The sequence below is a fragment of the Mycobacterium sp. MMS18-G62 genome (assembly GCF_053877835.1).
In genome coordinates this window covers 4,711,177-4,727,307 of sequence record NZ_CM132662.1, presented here as the reverse complement: position 1 = coordinate 4,727,307, position 16,131 = coordinate 4,711,177, and the positions used below count along the sequence as shown (strand labels likewise).

Annotated in this window: 16 protein-coding genes; 5 read left to right on the top strand and 11 right to left on the bottom strand. The window is 64.5% G+C overall.

The window, feature by feature from the left end; all coding sequences use genetic code 11:
- Positions 1-3: 3 nt before the first annotated feature.
- Complete coding sequence (locus ACWW36_RS23515) at positions 4-2,286, bottom strand: CoA transferase (protein WP_456138359.1); 2,283 nt, start codon at positions 2,284-2,286, stop codon at positions 4-6.
- Positions 2,287-2,368: 82 nt separating this feature from the next.
- Here ACWW36_RS23515 and ACWW36_RS23510 point away from each other — a divergent pair, with 82 nt between their 5' ends.
- Both ACWW36_RS23510 and ACWW36_RS23505 read left to right on the top strand, forming a co-directional pair.
- Complete coding sequence (locus ACWW36_RS23510) at positions 2,369-3,178, top strand: FadR/GntR family transcriptional regulator (RefSeq protein WP_456138358.1); 810 nt, start codon at positions 2,369-2,371, stop codon at positions 3,176-3,178.
- 10 nt (positions 3,179-3,188) lie between these two features.
- Entirely contained in the window at positions 3,189-3,911 is a 723-nt protein-coding gene (locus tag ACWW36_RS23505; RefSeq protein WP_456138357.1) for an SDR family oxidoreductase, read from the top strand.
- Here ACWW36_RS23505 and ACWW36_RS23500 read toward each other — a convergent pair.
- From ACWW36_RS23500 to ACWW36_RS23480, 5 genes are read right to left on the bottom strand one after another with little or no spacing between them, the layout of a single operon-like run.
- Entirely contained in the window at positions 3,908-4,339 is a 432-nt protein-coding gene (locus ACWW36_RS23500; protein ID WP_456138356.1) for a Zn-ribbon domain-containing OB-fold protein, read from the bottom strand. The two genes, ACWW36_RS23505 and ACWW36_RS23500, sit on opposite strands and share 4 nt — an antisense overlap.
- A complete protein-coding gene (locus tag ACWW36_RS23495; RefSeq protein WP_456138355.1) occupies positions 4,339-4,764 on the bottom strand; it encodes a nuclear transport factor 2 family protein in 426 nt (141 codons plus the stop codon). Before ACWW36_RS23495 ends, ACWW36_RS23500 begins: the two co-directional genes overlap by 1 nt.
- The gene (locus ACWW36_RS23490; protein ID WP_456138354.1) at positions 4,742-5,899 is read right to left on the bottom strand and encodes an amidohydrolase family protein; all 1,158 of its coding nucleotides are present in this window, start codon (positions 5,897-5,899) and stop codon (positions 4,742-4,744) included. Before ACWW36_RS23490 ends, ACWW36_RS23495 begins: the two co-directional genes overlap by 23 nt.
- Positions 5,896-6,948, bottom strand: a complete 1,053-nt coding sequence (locus ACWW36_RS23485; protein WP_456138353.1) for an amidohydrolase family protein — start codon at positions 6,946-6,948, stop codon at positions 5,896-5,898. Before ACWW36_RS23485 ends, ACWW36_RS23490 begins: the two co-directional genes overlap by 4 nt.
- Complete coding sequence (locus tag ACWW36_RS23480; protein ID WP_456138352.1) at positions 6,945-7,304, bottom strand: Rieske (2Fe-2S) protein; 360 nt, start codon at positions 7,302-7,304, stop codon at positions 6,945-6,947. The genes ACWW36_RS23485 and ACWW36_RS23480 overlap by 4 nt, the downstream gene beginning before the upstream one ends.
- Positions 7,305-7,392: 88 nt before the next feature.
- On the opposite strand from ACWW36_RS23480, the gene ACWW36_RS23475 reads away from it, so the two are divergent.
- Together ACWW36_RS23475 and ACWW36_RS23470 are read left to right on the top strand one after the other, a co-directional pair.
- Complete coding sequence (locus ACWW36_RS23475; RefSeq protein WP_456138351.1) at positions 7,393-8,601, top strand: cytochrome P450; 1,209 nt, start codon at positions 7,393-7,395, stop codon at positions 8,599-8,601.
- Complete coding sequence (locus ACWW36_RS23470) at positions 8,598-9,755, top strand: Zn-dependent alcohol dehydrogenase (RefSeq protein ID WP_456138350.1); 1,158 nt, start codon at positions 8,598-8,600, stop codon at positions 9,753-9,755. Before ACWW36_RS23475 ends, ACWW36_RS23470 begins: the two co-directional genes overlap by 4 nt.
- On the opposite strand, the gene ACWW36_RS23465 is transcribed toward ACWW36_RS23470, so the two are convergent.
- A complete protein-coding gene (locus tag ACWW36_RS23465) occupies positions 9,748-10,812 on the bottom strand; it encodes an amidohydrolase family protein (RefSeq protein ID WP_456138349.1) in 1,065 nt (354 codons plus the stop codon). The genes ACWW36_RS23470 and ACWW36_RS23465 overlap by 8 nt on opposite strands.
- 36 nt (positions 10,813-10,848) lie before the next feature.
- Here ACWW36_RS23465 and fadD1 point away from each other — a divergent pair, with 36 nt between their 5' ends.
- Entirely contained in the window at positions 10,849-12,429 is a 1,581-nt protein-coding gene (gene fadD1, locus ACWW36_RS23460) for a fatty-acid--CoA ligase FadD1 (protein WP_456138348.1), read from the top strand.
- Between the two features lie 68 nt (positions 12,430-12,497).
- Here the strand turns inward: fadD1 and ACWW36_RS23455 are convergent, their stop codons facing one another.
- From ACWW36_RS23455 to ACWW36_RS23440, 4 genes are read right to left on the bottom strand one after another with little or no spacing between them, the layout of a single operon-like run.
- Entirely contained in the window at positions 12,498-14,012 is a 1,515-nt protein-coding gene (locus ACWW36_RS23455; protein WP_456138347.1) for an acyl-CoA synthetase, read from the bottom strand.
- A 7-nt stretch (positions 14,013-14,019) separates the two neighbouring features.
- The gene (locus ACWW36_RS23450; RefSeq protein ID WP_456138346.1) at positions 14,020-14,886 is read right to left on the bottom strand and encodes an enoyl-CoA hydratase-related protein; all 867 of its coding nucleotides are present in this window, start codon (positions 14,884-14,886) and stop codon (positions 14,020-14,022) included.
- A gap of 8 nt (positions 14,887-14,894) precedes the next feature.
- A complete protein-coding gene (locus ACWW36_RS23445) occupies positions 14,895-15,131 on the bottom strand; it encodes a biotin/lipoyl-containing protein (RefSeq protein ID WP_456138345.1) in 237 nt (78 codons plus the stop codon).
- Positions 15,124-16,122 carry an alpha-ketoacid dehydrogenase subunit beta gene (locus ACWW36_RS23440; protein ID WP_456138344.1) on the bottom strand — a complete coding sequence of 333 codons (999 nt, stop codon included), beginning with the start codon at positions 16,120-16,122 and terminating at the stop codon, positions 15,124-15,126. The genes ACWW36_RS23445 and ACWW36_RS23440 overlap by 8 nt, the downstream gene beginning before the upstream one ends.
- Positions 16,123-16,131: the final 9 nt, after the last annotated feature.

Genomic DNA, 16,131 nt, shown 5'->3' with positions numbered 1-16,131 from the left:
CCCTCACAAACCCTTCGGACGGGTGCCGATGACGCCCTGTTCGGCGAGTCGCTCGAGATCGGCGTCTGTCAGCCCGCACAGCCCGATGAGAACCTCGGCGTTGTGCTCCCCCAGGGTGGGCGGGGTGCGGAACAACCATTTATCGGTGCCGCCGAGCCGGGCGAAGGGCGGCGTGGGGTACAGGCCCGGTCCGGTGCGCGGATGCTCTAGGCGTTCGAAGAACCCGCGACGGTCCAGCTGTGGATTCTCGGTCACCAGCGACGGCGACACGACAGCGGCGGCCGGAATACCGCCGCGGGCAAGCTTTTCCACTGCCGTGTCGACATTCTGCGCGCGCAGCCATTCGTCGAGCCGGGCTTGGCCGATCAAGTCCGCCACGGCGCGCCGCTGCTCGTCGGTGCCGACGCTCACTGCGATCCAGTCGTCGTCGCCCGCGCACTGATAGAGGTCCTGCATCGCCGAGCTGTGGCCGCGGTTGCCCCGCCGCGAGATGATCTCTCCGAACACCTCGAATTCGATTGTCTGGATGGCGGTGACATTCAGCACCGTCTCGATCATCGGCACTTCGACGAGTTGACCGTGACCCGTGCGTTCGGAGAATTCCAACGCGGCCAAGAGCGCGAACGCCGCGTGCACGCCTGCCAGCGGATCGCAGGCACCGCGTGGCGCGATCGGAAGCCCGTCGGGGAGGCCGGTCACCCAGGCCAGGCCAGCTATCTGCTCCATCGTCGGTGCGAAGCCGACGCGGTCGCGCCAGGGCCCCGTCAATCCGAACGCCGGCATCCGCACCGCCACGAGCTCGGGATTGAGCTCGAGCAGCACGTCGCCGCTCAGCCCGAATTGATCCATCACCCGCGGCGAGAAGTTCTCGATCACCGCGTCCGCCTGACGTACCAGGTTCTTGAACAGCCGGATGCCGTCCTCGGATGCCAGATCCAATGTCACCGAACGCTTGTTGGTGTTCATCGCGTGGAAGACCCAGCCGTACTCCCACCAGTCGTCGACGTCGCTGCGCATGCCGCCGGAGTAGCGGATGCCGTCGGGGCGCTGGATGGATTCGATCTTGATCACGTCGGCCCCGAAAGCCGCCAGCGAATGCGTCGCCGCCGGCCCGGCCCAGAACGCGGTCAGGTCGATGATCCGCACGCCGGCCAAAGGCAGTTCGCGCGTCGGCCTGGGCTCCGTGTGATCCCTTGGCGCCCAGTTAAACTGGTCGGCACTGCCCAGAGTAGGCGCCCGTCGAACGGGTGCAGGGGCGGCGGCGGACATCAGCCAAGGAGGGCGGGGCTGGCGGAACCCGGCTGGGTTGTCGACGTACACGCCGCGCTCCAGCATGTGATCCATGTGCGGGATGGTCGAACCGTTGCCAAGGGGGGCGATCGGCAACCGGAACAGCTGGCCGAGTTCGACGATCTCGTCGACGGTGCGTTCACGCATCCAGGGGTCGATCCGCTCCCGTATCCAGTCGCGGTAGTCCCATCGGCCGATCTGGAAGCGCAAGTCGGGAATCTCGGTGAATTCCGGGCAGTCCACCATCGCGGCGAAGTCCAGCCACTGTTGTCCGGTCACCATGCTGATGCCCACGTAGCCGTCCTTCGCCGGCTCGATGGACGGCACCTCGACAGAGCGCTTGACCGGAGGCACCTGAAGCAGCTGAGAGTGCAGCCATTCGCTGCTTTGCATCAGAGTGATCGCCTCGAGCATCGACATGTCGAGATGTCCGCCTTGACCGCCATGACGCACGCGGCGACGCAGGGCCAGCGCCCCGTAGGCCGCGAATGCGCCGCCCATGTACTCCCCCAGTTCGCCGCCGATCGAGATCGGCGGTCCGGCAGGGTCGCCGCGAAAGCCCGTCAATCCCGACCACGCCTGCAAGGTGAACTCCGTTGCTGGGCGTTCTGACCACGGACCGGTCCAACCGAAGTCGGAGAGCGTGAGCACCACGCACTGCGGAGCGATGTCGAGCAGCCGCTGAGGGTCGATGCCGCGTGCGTTGGTCGATGCCCGCGTGCCCGTCACGATCACCACGTCGGCACGGGTCAGCAGATCTTCGGAAAAGGTTGTCCGGCTGCGCTTTCCGGCATTGAGATAGCTGAACAACGGCGCGTCGGCGCCGTCTGCCGGCTCCGCGCCGGTCACGGTGAAGCGGCGTAACGGGTCTCCGGTTACTGGCTCCACCATCACCACGTCGGCACCGGCGTCGACGAATAGCTTGCCGCAGTATGCGCCGGCGATCCGATCGCTGATCTCGACGACGCGCAGATCCACCAGCGGAGTCGGGGCCATCTTTATCATCTTAGTTACTTTTGATGGATAGCGGCCGTTAGCCCACTGCTGGGAGCGCTATCGCTGTTAATATTGCTAAGACATGACAACACTGGGAATTGGTCCTGAGGCCCGCCGTCGGCTGTCCGCGCGGCGCACGGCCGAGATTGTGGCCGACGAGCTTCGGCGGCAGATCATCGACGGTGAGCTGTCCGACGGCGATCTGCTGCCGCGCCAAGAGGTGCTCGTCGACCAATTCAACGTCAGCCTGGTGTCGTTGCGGGAAGCGTTGCGAATTCTCGAGACCGAAGGCTTGGTGTCGGTGCGCCGCGGGAACCGCGGTGGTGCCGTTGTGCATGCGCCTGCGAAGGCCAGCGCCGCCTACATGCTCGGGCTGTTGCTGCAAAGCGATTACGTGCCCCTCGCCGATCTCGGCACCGCGCTGCAGGAACTCGACCCGATGTGCGCGGCCCTGGCCGCCAAGCACCCCGCCCGCGGCGATACGTTGGTCCCCAAGCTCAAAGAGCTCAATGAGGCCATGGCCGAACACATCGAGGACGGCGCGCGTTTCACCGAAATCGGTGGTCAGTTCCACGATGAAATCGTGCGCGGATGCGGTAACCACACCATGATCGCGGTGGTCGGCAGCCTGGAGACGCTGTGGAGCAGTCACCTGCAATGGTGGGCCGACGAGACCGCCGCCAAGGGCGAGTATCCGTCGATAAGCAAGCGCCGCATCGCACTAGCTGTCCACACGAAGATCGCCGACGCGATCGAAGCCGGCGATGCCGAGCGCGCGCGCAAGCTGTCGGCACGTCATCTCGCCGACACCCAAAGCTTCTTCCTTGCCGAGGATCCCGAACGACGCATCGTGGCGCTCTCGCCGCAAGCCCTGGCGCGACGCCAACGCTGAAAGGTACGGCGTGCGAACGGCCTTGATCACCGGCGGTAGCGGCGGCATCGGAAAAGCCTGCGGGCGCAAGCTGGTCGAACTGGGATACGACGTCATCCTCACCGCACGCCGGGAAGAACCTTTGCGTGCGGCCGCCCAGGAGATGGGCGCTCGTTATGTCGTCGCCGACGCGAGCGAACCGGAGAAGTTCGCACCGGCGGTGGAGGCGGCGCAGACGATCGATCTGGTCGTGCACGCGGCGGGCACGCTCGGCGGAACCTATGCGCGCAAGCAGACTTTCGAGCAGTGGCGGGCGACGATGTCGGCGAACCTGGACTCGTGTTTCGTCGTCACGTCGGCAGCGCTGCCGAAAATGACGGTGGGTTCGCGCTTCATCTTCATCTCGTCATCTGCCGCCCACGAGCCGATGATGGCCAGGACGGCCTACTCCGCGTCGAAGGCCGGCATGAATGCGTTCGCGGGTTCGTTGGCTCAAGAAGTCGACCGCGACGGCATCAACGTGCACATAGTCACGCCGGGCCCCGTCGAGACCGACATGCTGCAGGACGTGCCATTCGAGATGTATGCGATCCGCGCCGCCGATGTCGCTGAGGCCGTTGCATGGTTGGACACGGTCGACCCGTCGGTAGACGTGCCGGAGATCAGGCTGCATGCGATAACCCGTGGACCCGCGGCGCGTCAACCGGTCGTGCCGCTCGAGGCGGAGCGCCGGGTACCGAAGCGTACTCACTAGCCCTTGCGGGGCCGAAACTGCGGCAGCGCGAACTCTTCTCGTTGTTCGAACACCACCTCCATCGGAAGCCCGCAACGCAATTCGTCCGGATCCGCTTCGACGATGTTCGTCAAGATCTTCACACCTGGCGCATCGTCGAGCTCGGTGAGGCCGATGATCATCGGCACGGCATCGACGAAACCAGGATGAAACGGCTGGTGTAAGACCGTGAACGCGTACAACGTCCCGCGGCCGCTGACCTCCACGGCGATGGGGTCGCCGACTTCGTCGCCTGGACCACCCGGCACCTCCGGCACCGGGCTCGGCGGATGTTGCCGGATGTCGCTGCCCTCGAAGCCCTGGACCGCGAGCTTGCCTTGTTTGGCGTAGTCCCAGAAGAATTGGGTGGTCGGGTCGGGAATCGGCACGGGACGCACGTTGAGATCCATTACTGCCCTTCGTTATCGGTCAGGTAGACCTGTGACTCCATGTGGTGGACGATCCGGTACCCCTCGCCACGGCGAATCAGCAGCCATGTGATCCAACTCGTCCCGGTGTGCTCGAAGTCCGACTCGCGGCCGCTGAGGCGCCACCGACTCAACAGCACCGCGCGCACGACCGTATCGTCGATTGCGTCGAGCGTGTGCAGCGTCGACGACATCGTCGCCGTCTTTACTCGGCTCGCAATCCGGGCCCAATGCCGATCGAGTTCGTCGTTGCCGATCAATGGCGCCGCGTATTCGTCGCCGAGATAAATCGGCTGCGGACCGTCGCGCTCCCAAAGGTCGGCCAACCCGACGAAATCCAGGCTCGACCAACACTTGTCGTAATCCCGGACCAAGTCCGACACGTCAGGCGGTGGCTGGTTGTTCACCGGGCAGCGCCTTGACCGTCGACGGCAGGCCGTACAAGGCGGTGGCGTTACCCCGCATGATCCGCTCGCGCTGATCAGCCGGGAACCGCCTGATCGCCCATTCGGGCGAGTCGTAACTCCAGTGCGGGTAATCCGTCGAGAACATCAGGCAGTCACCGAGATCCATCATCTCCAGGTATTCCCGGTACATCCCGACGTTGACGTCCTCGAGTGGCTGCGTGGTGAACCGCACGTGTTCGCGGACATACTCCGACGGCTTGCGACGCACATGGGGCAGATCGCCCTTGCGCTGCTCCCAGATCCGGTCCATCCGCCACATCACCGGCATCGCCCACGTGAAACCGCCCTCGACGAACACGACTCGCAGGTCCGGATGCCGATCGAATGCGCCGTCGAACACCAGGCTCATCAAATGCGACACGTACAGCAGCGGCCACGACGCGAAGAAGTCGTGCCAATGCGCGGGGTTGCCCACCGGGTAGATCGGGATCAGCTCGAAAGGCGTCTGGCCCATCAAGTGCGTGGCGACCGGAAGGCCGTTGCGCGCAGCTGCTTGGTAAATCGGATCGAAATGCGGGCTGCCAAACGGGATTCCGCGGGTCTGCGGTGTCATCAACACTTCGGCCATGTACGGGTGTGACGCCCAACGCTCGACCTCCCTGGCCGCGGCGTGGGGATCCTGCGCTGTGATACTGATCGCGCCGCGCCAGCGTCCATGCCAGTTGTTATCGCCAAGCCACACGTCGGCCAGCCAGTCGTTGTGCGTGGCCTTGAGCACGTGTTCGGCGTGCGGTAGTTGTGCGTCGCACATCGGTTCCAGCATGGCGATGCTCACCCCGGCGTCGACCAGCAGCTGCTTGGCCGCGAAGTCCGGATCGCTGCCTGCCACTCCCCCGCTGGGCGGCGCGGCGTCGACCCGAAGAGACATCGTCTTATAGGAGTCTGGGGTGTCGTAGAAGTGCGGCACCGGCGAGACGGCATTCCCCGTGGGCCAGAGCTTGTCCTTCCATTCCGCCGGTGCATATGACTTCAGCACCTCGGCCGATACCGGCAGCGGGTGGACGTCGGTGTCGACGATCGTCACTGCGATGTCCTGCGCCAGGGAGCCGGTGGTGCGTTCTTCTACAGTGGTCATGCGAGGCTTCCTTCGGTTGCCGTTACGCCGTAGAGCTCACTTGCGTTGCCCCACAAGACTTTTTCTCGCTGTACGTCATTCAGGCCTGCGGCCACATCGTCGGGCGAGGACGTCGACCAGTGTGGATAACTCGACCCGTACATCAGCAGATCGGCCTTGTCGGTGAAATCCAGCCACCGTTCGGCCTGGCCCGGGTCGGTCGGCCCGTCGAACGCCGACGAGCAGAACCGTACGTGGTCGCGCAGGTATTCACTGGGATAGCGGTCTACCCAAGGGGTTTGGTCGCGCATCGACATCCAGAAGGTGTCCAGCCGCCATATCAACGGCGTGAGGATGTCGTAGCCACCGTCGGCGAACACGAACCGCAAGGCGGGAAGCCGCCCGAAGGTGCCCTCGATGATCAGCGTGGCCAGGTGCACGAACGAGTTCAGCGGCATGAACGCCGCATATCCCGGATATGTATAGGCGTGACCCGCGAACGTCGGCGCGTGATCTACACCGTTGCCGCCGTTGATGTGCACCGCGACCGGCAGACCGTGGGCCGCCGCCGCCTCCCATATCGGCTCGAACACCGGCTTCCCGTACGGCTCACGCGACTGCAGCGGGACGCCGACCTGCACCATCTTCGGATGGTCCGCGAGCCGCTCGATCTCTGCGACCGCGCCCTTCACATCTTCGGGGTTGACGCGGATCGTGCCAAGGAACCGGCCCGTCGAATCGGGCTCGAGCCAGCGGTCCAACAGCCAGTCGTTCACCGCCGCGCAGATCCGGCTGTTGAGCAGGTAGTCGGCGATATTGCCGCGGGTCAGTGGGTTGAGCACCGCGTAGTCGACTCCACCGTCGGTGAACAGATGCTCTGCCACGGTGTCCGGGTCGGAGCCCGGGTAGCCGTCGCCGTAGAGATCCTGACGGTAATCCCCGCCTGGGGCCTGGTACCACTGCTGCTCGACATCGGGGATCGACCGCAGCTTGTGCGCCGCAGACAGGTATTTCCGAATTTCGGCGTTGTAGCGGAAATACGGCTGGACGTTCGCGTCGATGACGGTCATGCGGTCAGGTACACCTGCCCGTCTAGAACGTCAACCTCGTAGGTGCGCACCCGCTTTCGCGGATCGGCGAGGTTCACCCCGGTTGTGATATCGAATTCCCAGTTGTGCCACGGGCAGCGCGCGATCCGACCTTCGCGGACACGGCGCAGCTGATCCGGCATGTCGGGAGCGAATTCATTGGTGCCGACGACGTACCCGGCGCACAGTGGAGCACCCTCGTGCGAGCAGTAGTTCGCGATCGCATACAGCGAGCCGTCGACGTTGTAGACGCCCACGCCGAACTTGCCCGCCTCTACCAGCTTCATGCTTCCGGGAGGCAGATCCTCGATTGCACACACCGGTCGACGCTGCATCATGTCCCTTCGGTTTCCTTGACCTAGAATACCTAAAATAGTAAAGATAGGGCGATAGAGTCGCCAGACGCTGGCTGCCCGGGAGGCACAGGTGACGATCAGCACCGATGCGCACGACCAATCGAACGCGCCCGATTTGACCAGCGATCCGTACCCCTACTTCGCGTACATGCGCAAGACCGCGCCGGTGTGGCGCGGCACGCTCATGGAGAGCGACCTGATGCCACCGGAGCTCAAGAACTCCGAAAACTGGACGTTGTTCGACTTCGAGAGCGTCTTCGCGGCCTTCCGTGAGGACGAGGTATTCGGCTCGGAGATGTACAACAACACGATTGGCCTGGTCTTCGGGCCGACGATCCTCGGCATGCACGGCAAACAGCATCACGACCACCGCAGCCTGGTGGCGAAAGCCTTCCGGCAGAGCGCGCTCACCCAGTGGGAACCCGAGGTGATCGACCCGATCTGCGACCAACTGGTCGACGAGTTCAAAGATGACGGCGAGGCCGACCTGGTCAAGGCGGTGACGTTCGAATTCCCCACCCGCGTCACCGCCGCTCTGCTCGGCCTGCCGCAGGAAGACCTGGAAATGTTCCGACGGCTGTCGCTGCAGCTGATCTCGATCACCGAGGACATCGAGGCCGGACTGACGGCATCGGTGGAACTGGGCACCTACTTTCAGGAACAGGTGGACCAGCGCCGCAGCAAGATGACCGATGACGTCATCGGCGACCTCGTCTCGGCCGAGATCGACGGCGAGAAACTCACCGACGAGGCGATCATCTCTTTCCTGCGGCTGTTACTGCCCGCCGGGCTCGAGACCACATATCGCTCCTCGGGAAACCTGCTGGCGCTTCTCCTCACGCATCCCGGCCAACTCGAGGCGGTTCAGCGCGACCGCGACCTCATTCCGGCCGCGATCGAGGAAGGGATTCGATACGAGACGCCGCTGGTGTTGGTGGCTCGCAACACCACCCGCGATGTCGAGATGCACGGCATCACGATCCCCGCGGGCGCTCAGGTCAACCTGTGTATGGGTGCGGCCAATCGCGACGAATCGCGTTGGACCGACCCCGAGGTGTTCGACATCCACCGACCGCGCCGCGCACACATCTCGTTCGCGGGCGGCATTCACAGCTGCCTCGGCATGCACCTCGCCAGGGTGGAAACGCGGGCGATGCTGACCAGTCTTTTCGATCGCGTCACCGACCTGCAGTTGGTGGCCGATGACGACACCAAGATCACTGGCATGCCGTTCCGTTCGCCGAAGCACCTTCCCGTGACCTTCCGTCCCGTCGCATGAGAAGCCGCGCCGCGATCCTGCACGATGTCGGCGGGCCGTGGTCGGTCGAAGACTTCGAGCTCGACCCGCCACGCGCGGGCGAGGTTCTCGTCGAGATGGCCGCAGCGGGCCTGTGCCACTCGGACGACCACGTCCTCAAGGGCGACATGTCGGTCTCCAACGAGATCGCCCGGCAGTACGGCCTGATACCGATGTTTCCAATGATCGGCGGTCACGAAGGCTCAGGCACCGTTGCCGAGATCGGCGATGGGGTCACCGATTTCGCGGTCGGCGACCACGTCGTGATGTCGTTCGTCGCGGTGTGCGGGCACTGCCGCTGGTGCGCGTCCGGCATGGAATACCTCTGCGACGAGGGCGCTGCGACGATGGCGCCGGGTATGCCGACCGATCAGACGTTCCGCCATCACACTGCCGACGGCACGCCGTTGGGGCACCTCTCCAAAGTGGGTGCATTCGCGAAACACACTGTGGTGTCGCAACACTCAATCGTGAAGATCGAGCCGCACCTACCGCTTCTGCCGAGCGCCTTGCTGTCGTGCGCCATCCCGACCGGTTACGGGTCAGCGGTGAACCGGGCCAACGTCCGTGGTGGCGACACGGTCGTGGTGGTCGGTGCGGGCGGGATCGGCACAGCCGCGATTCAGGGCGCACGGATCAACGGCGCGGCACAGATCATCGCGGTCGATCCAGTCGAGTTCAAGCAGAAGGCGGCGCTGACGTTCGGCGCGACCCACAGCGTCGCCACCATCTCCGACGCCACCGACCTCGTCCGTGACCTCACCTACGGTGTAATGGCCGACAGCGTCATCGTCGCCCCGTCGCTGATCGAGGGCGATGACGTCAACTCGTATCTGAAGATGACCCGCAAGGGCGGCACCTGCGTGCTCACCGGAATGACCCCGCAGACAACGCGATCCGTCAAGATCGCGCTGCAGGATTTCATCCTGTGGAACAAGAACCTCGTCGGGACCGTGTTCGGGTCGTGTAATCCGGGGGCGGACATCGCACGGCTGGCGCGGCTATACCAGTCAGGGCAGCTGCAGCTCGACGAGATGATCACGAAGCGCTACCGGCTCGACGACATCAACGCCGCTTACGACGACCTGATCGACGGAAAGCTCATCCGCGGCGTCATCGACTTCGCGCTCAGTTGAGCGCGTAGAAACGCTGCGCGTTGCGGGCGGCGATCTTCTCGCGTGTTCCTTCGCTGATATCCGGGCGGGTACGCAGATGTCTTGTGCTCTCGGGCCATTCGCCGTCCCAGTGCGGGTAGTCGCTGGCGAACATGATGAAGTCGTCGCCGAGGACGTCGATGACACCTGGAAGGATGGGCTCCTCCGGCTCACAGGTTGTCCAGATGTTTCCGGCTGCAAGATATTCTTGCGGATCGCGTTTCCAGCCGTTCTCGATCCAGTCGCCGCGCTTCTCGAAGTGCTCGTGCAGCCGGTCGATGAAAAACGGCACCCAGCCCACGCCCGCCTCAAGGAATGCGACGCGTAAACCGGGATGCCGGTCGAACACACCACCGGAGATCATCGCCGTCATCGCGGTCATCTGGTCGAACGGGAAGCTGATGCAGTGCACCTGAATGTAATTGGTGAAGCGGTCGACGCCCACCTTCGGAAGATGCATGCCGGGTGCGCCGTGAATGCCGAGCGGCATGTCGAGTTCGACGGCGGCGGCGTAGAACGCGTCGAGATCGGGGTGGTCGAGGTTGCGCGACTTCAACGCCGGCGGGATATGGGTGGCCACCAGCCCGAGGCCCTTGGCCTCGCGCATGACGTCGATCGCGACGTCACCGTGCTCGATCGGGACCACCGCAATACCGCGCAACCGGCCGTTCGAGTCCGCGCAGTAGTCCGCGATCCACTGGTTGTACAGCCGCGCAAAACCCGCGGCGAATTCCGGATCTTCAAGCGTCGGCGCGCACAGACCGAGGCTCGGATACAGCACCATGGTGTCGATGTGATCGCGGTCGGCATCACCGAGCACGCCCTCGGCGGACGCATAGTGGATGTCCTTCGCGGTGGACAGGCCGTGCTCGCGAGGGCAGCCGGCGCCTGGACCGTCGGCTTCGGGATAGTTACGGCCCTCGATAACCAAGGCCCGCCCGTCGGCGCGCGGCGTGATGTGTTCGGGCCAGCGCTGCATCGCTTCGACGGCGAGCGACGCTCCCTCGGCGACGTGTCCGTCGGCATCGATGATCCGCATACATCACCTCACTGACTGTTTGCTAAAAATAGCAGGATGCCGAGCGACACGATCCAGCAATTGCTTCGCGAACACGCAACGTCCGACGCCGTTGCGGTGAAGTACGGCGACCGGCAATGGACGTGGCGTGAGCACCTTCGCGACGCGTCGGCCCGCGCTGCTGGACTGCTGGCGCTCGTGGACCGGGACCGGCCCATCCATGTCGGCGTCCTGCTGGGCAATACACCTGAGTTCCTCAATCAGATGGCGGCGGCCGGTCTCGGCGGCTATGTGCTCTGCGGGCTCAACACCACGCGGCGGGGCGCGGCGCTGGCCGCCGATGTGCGCAGGGCCGACTGCCAGATCGTGGTGACCGATGAGGAGCACCGGCCGCTGCTGGACGGCCTCGACCTGCCAGGCGTTCGGATACTCGACACCTCCACCGAAGAGTGGGCGCGCCTCGTGGAATCCGCGGGCGAGTTGGTGCCCTACCGTGAGGTCGAGCCGCTGGATCCCTACATGCTGATCTTCACCTCCGGCACCAGCGGTGATCCGAAAGCGGTCAAGGTGTCGCACTTCATGGTGTTGATGTCGGGCGCCAATCTCGTGCAGAAGTTCGATGTCACCGCCGACGACACCTGCTACCTGTCGATGCCGCTGTTCCATTCGAATGCGCTGGTGGCGGGCTGGGGGGTGGCGACCGCGACGGGTGCGGCGATGGCCCCCGCCAAGTTCTCGGCGTCGCGGTTCCTGGACGACATCCGCCGCTACGGCGCCACCTACATGAACTACGTCGGCAAGCCCCTGGCGTACATCCTGGCGACACCCGAAAGGCCAGACGACGCCGACAACCCGCTGCGCGTCGCGTTCGGAAACGAGGCAAGCGACCGCGACATCGAGGAATTCGAGCGCCGGTTCGACACGCTGGTGTGGGATGGTTTCGGCTCCAGCGAGAACGCCGTCATCATCACCCGCGAGCCTGGAACTCCGAAAGGCTCTCTGGGCAAAGGTTTTCCGGGCGTCGCGATCTACAACCCGGACACCATCACTGAGTGTCCGGTGGCCCGCTTCGACGCTGAGGGCGCTTTGATCAACGCCGATGAGGCCGTCGGCGAGCTGGTCAACACTTCGGGAACCGGTTTCTTCACCGGTTATTACAAGGGCGAAGAGGCGACCGCCGAACGCATGCGCCACGGCATGTACTGGTCTGGCGACCTGGCCTATCGCGACGCCGACGGCTGGATCTACCTGGCCGGCCGCACCGCCGACTGGATGCGTGTCGACGGCGAGAACCTCGCGGCGGCCCCGATCGAACGGATCCTCGTCCGCCTGCCCGACATCAACCGAGTCGCCGTCTATGCGGTGCCCGACGAGAACGTCGGCGACCAGATCATGGCCGCTGTGGTGCTGAACGAAGGATCGAAGCTGGATCCCGAGGGCTTCGAATCGTTCCTCGCCGCGCAGTCCGATCTGTCGCCGAAGGCGTGGCCTCGCTACGTCCGCATCACCACGGACCTGCCGACCACCGCGACGCACAAGGTCCTCAAACGCGAACTGGCGGCGCAGGGTCCGACCGCCGGCGACGGCGAGTTGTGGGTGCGGGAGCCGAGGGGCACCCGCTACGACCGCGCGGCTTAGCGGCGAACGTTCCTTACCGGTCGAAAATCCGCCGAAAAGTCGAGCGGTACGGAACGTTCGCGCGGCAGTTACACGATGCGTGATGCCCGTCCTTGCCAGTAGCGTTCGCGGATGCGCCGCTTGTAGAGCTTGCCGTTCGGATCTCGCGGCAACTGGGCATCGAAATCGATTGAGCGCGGGCACTTATAGGTGGCCAAGTGCGATCGGCAGTACTCGATGAGCTCCGCCGCCAGGTCGGCGCCGGGCTCCACGCCGGGCGCGGGCTGCACGACGCCCTTGACTTCTTCGCCGAACTCGTCGTTCGGGACCCCGAACACCGCGGCGTCGACAAGTTTGGGATGCATGATCAGGAGGTTTTCCGCCTCCTGCGGGTAGATGTTCACGCCACCGGAGACGATCGTGAACGTCGACCTGTCGGTCAGGTACAGATAGCCGTCGGCGTCGACGTATCCCATGTCTCCCAGCGATCGCCAACCCTGTTCATTGGACACCGACGCGGTTTTGGCGGGATCTTTGAAGTACTCGAATTCGGGTCCGCCTTCGAAGTACAACTTCCCCGACTCGCCGACTCCAAGCTCCGATCCGTCCTCGCCGACCACGTGCACGGCAGTGAATGGCTTGCCGACCGAACCAGGATGAGCCAGCCATTCCTGCGGGTCGATGGTTGTGCCCGCGAAACCTTCTGTGCCGCCGTAATACTCGTGGATTATCGGGCCGAACCAATCCATCATCCGATGCTTGACGTCGACCGGGCACGGAGCAGCGGCGTGGATCACGCACTGAAGACTTGAAACGTCATACGAACGACGAACCGATTCCGGCAACTTCAGCATCCGCACGAACATCGTCGGCACGAACTGCGCATGTGTGACGCGATACGTCTGAATCAGACGCAGCACTGCTTCGGCGTCGAACTTGCGCATCAGGATGGCCGCCGCACCAACGCGGTGAACCGCCATGGTGTAGTTGACCCCGGCCGCGTGATACAGCGGTGCGGGCGACAGGTACACACTCGATGGGGTCATTCCGTAGCGGTGAGTCAGGGTGTACTCCAACACCTTTTGCCCCCACGATCCGTTGCCGTCCTCCGGCAGTGGCCTGCGCACCGCCTTCGGTTTGCCTGTGGTGCCGGACGAATAGAGCATCTCGGTCCCGTCCGAAATCGGCGGCGCCTCGCCGGCGCGGGCCACCGCCTCGTGATACGACAGCCACCCCGGTCGGCTGCCTCCCACAGTGATGCAGACGTCCGCGCCTGCCTGCGCGGTGTTCATCGACGCGTCGAGGAACACCGCCTTGGCTTCAGAGTCGTCGATGACGTAAGCCACCTCGTCCGGCGTGAAGTGGGTGTTGATCGCGCTGTAGTAGAGCCCGGAAAGCTGGCAGCCCCAAGTGATTTCCAAGAATTCGGGGCGGTTCGGCAGCACCAGTGCAACACCGTCGCCGCGGCGGAGACCGGCCTCATGCAGCAGGGCGGCTACCCGTTGGCTCCTGGCGTACATCTCGCCGTACGAGATTGTGTCGCCGTCGGGCACGATCAATGCCGGGGATCGCGCGGCCCTGACCGCGTGGTCGGCTATATTCACGGCTGACCTAGGTGGCTGCGGCGCCGTCCGTCGACGCCGCCGCTTGCCGTTGCGCCATCTGGGACGGCAGGAGCTTGTCCTTGAACACCCGCTGAATCAGCTCTTGCACATCCTTACTGATCGACGCGAGCGCGACGAGGTCGTTGGAGCTCTGCCAGTGCACCCGCATGCCCATCAGCTCCCACGCCCGCTTGAGATTGGCCTTTGTAAGCATCAGCGTCGTCAACGGGGCCTGGGCGATATGGCGTGCGATCGCGTCGACGCGCGCGTCGAGTTCCTCGCGCTTGACCACCTCGTTGACCAACCCGACTTCCAGCGCCCTCTTGGCGTCGATGACCTCGGCGGTGAACAGGTAGTAGGCGGCACGGCGCCAGTTCATGAACACCCAAGGCTCGATGGAACATTCACCCGACGGCATACCGAACCCCTGCAGCGGCGGGTAGGAGAAGTAGGCGTCCTCGGCGGCGATGACGATGTCGGTGGTCAGGCCCATGTGCGTGCCGCCGCCCACGCAGTAGCCGTGGACCTGCGCGATGGTGGGCTTGGAGAATTCCCACAGGTTCAGTGTCGGTTTGACGAACAGATCGGACTGCGCCTTCCACGGGTGACCCGTGACCATGGCGTTCTCCACGAATGCCGGATAGTCGGTGGCGTTGTTGCCGATGGCATGACCCGAGCAGAAACCCTTGCCGTTGGCCTTCAACACCAGCACCTTGATGTCGTAGTCGCGGTCTGCATCGAGAAGCGCCGCGTCGACCTCCTCGGCGAGTTTCTGGTCCTGGGCGTTCGCCTTCTCGGGCCAGTTGAGCGTGATCTTGGCGATGGGACCGTTCTTTTCGTAGATGATCCGTTCGCGGGTCTCGTTGAGATCCATTCCCTCTCCTATGACTTGATGACGCCGATTTCGACGCCGATGTCGTATGTGGTGCCGACTTCGCCGGTCCATTGGACGGTGCCCGACGCACCGGCCTCGATCTCCTGTTCCACCTTCTCCGTTGCGATGACGTAGATCGGAGTGCCCTCCTCGACGTGCTGGCCGTCGGCCACGAGCAACTCGACGAGTTCGGCTTCGGATACGGCCACCGAGACCCGCGGGATGCGAATGAGGAAGTCACCCACGGGCGCCCGCCTTTTCGAGCGTCCGTTGGGCGGCCGCGACGATGCGTGGCGGCGACGGGTAGACCTGCGCCTCGAGTGCGGGTGCGGCGGGCGTCGGGACGAACCGCGCCCCAACGCGCTCGATAGGTGCTGCCAGTTCACTGAACAGTTCCGTTTGCAGGGTGGCGACGATTTCGGCTCCGGGACCGGCGAATTGGACGGCGTCATGCACCACCACTGCCCGTCGGGTACGCCGGACGGACTCGACCATGGTGTCGACGTCGAGTGGCACGAGTGTGCGTAGGTCGACGACCTCGGCGCTCACCCCCTGCTCGTCCAGGATCGCCGCGGCGGTTAGCGCGTCGATCACACTGCGCCCGTAACTGATCAGCGTGACGTCGGTGCCCGGCCGTTTGACGTCGGCCTGACCGAGCGGGATCGCAAAGCCGGGATCGATTGGAACCAAACCCTTTTGGCCCTGCAGCCGGATCGTTTCGACGAACAGGCAGGGATCCGGATCGAAGATCGCCGACGTCAGCAAGCCCTTGCCGTCGCGCGGGGTCGACGGGACGATCACCTTCATCCCGGGGATGTGCATGAACCACGCCTCGAGAGTCTGGGAATGCGTTGCGCCGGTGGCGAGCCCGCCGTACACCTGGGTGCGCACGGTGATCGGTGCCGTCGTTCGCCCCGCGGTCATGAACCGCAGCTTGGCCGCGTTGTTGATCAGCTGGTCGGCCGCGATCCCGATGAAGTCCATGATCATGATCTCGGCGACGGGCAGCAGACCGTCGATGGCTGCACCGATGGCCGCGCCGACGATGGCCGCCTCGGAGATCGGGGTGTCCAGCACGCGGTCGTGACCGTATTTCGTCGACAGGCCTGCGGTTGGGCCGGAGGCGCCCGGGGCGGCGATGTCCTCACCGAGTAAGAAGACGCGGTCGTCGGCCTCCATCGCCTGGTCGAGCGCGAGGTTCAGGGCCTCGCGCATCGACATCTCTTTCTCGTTCATGTGCGTCGC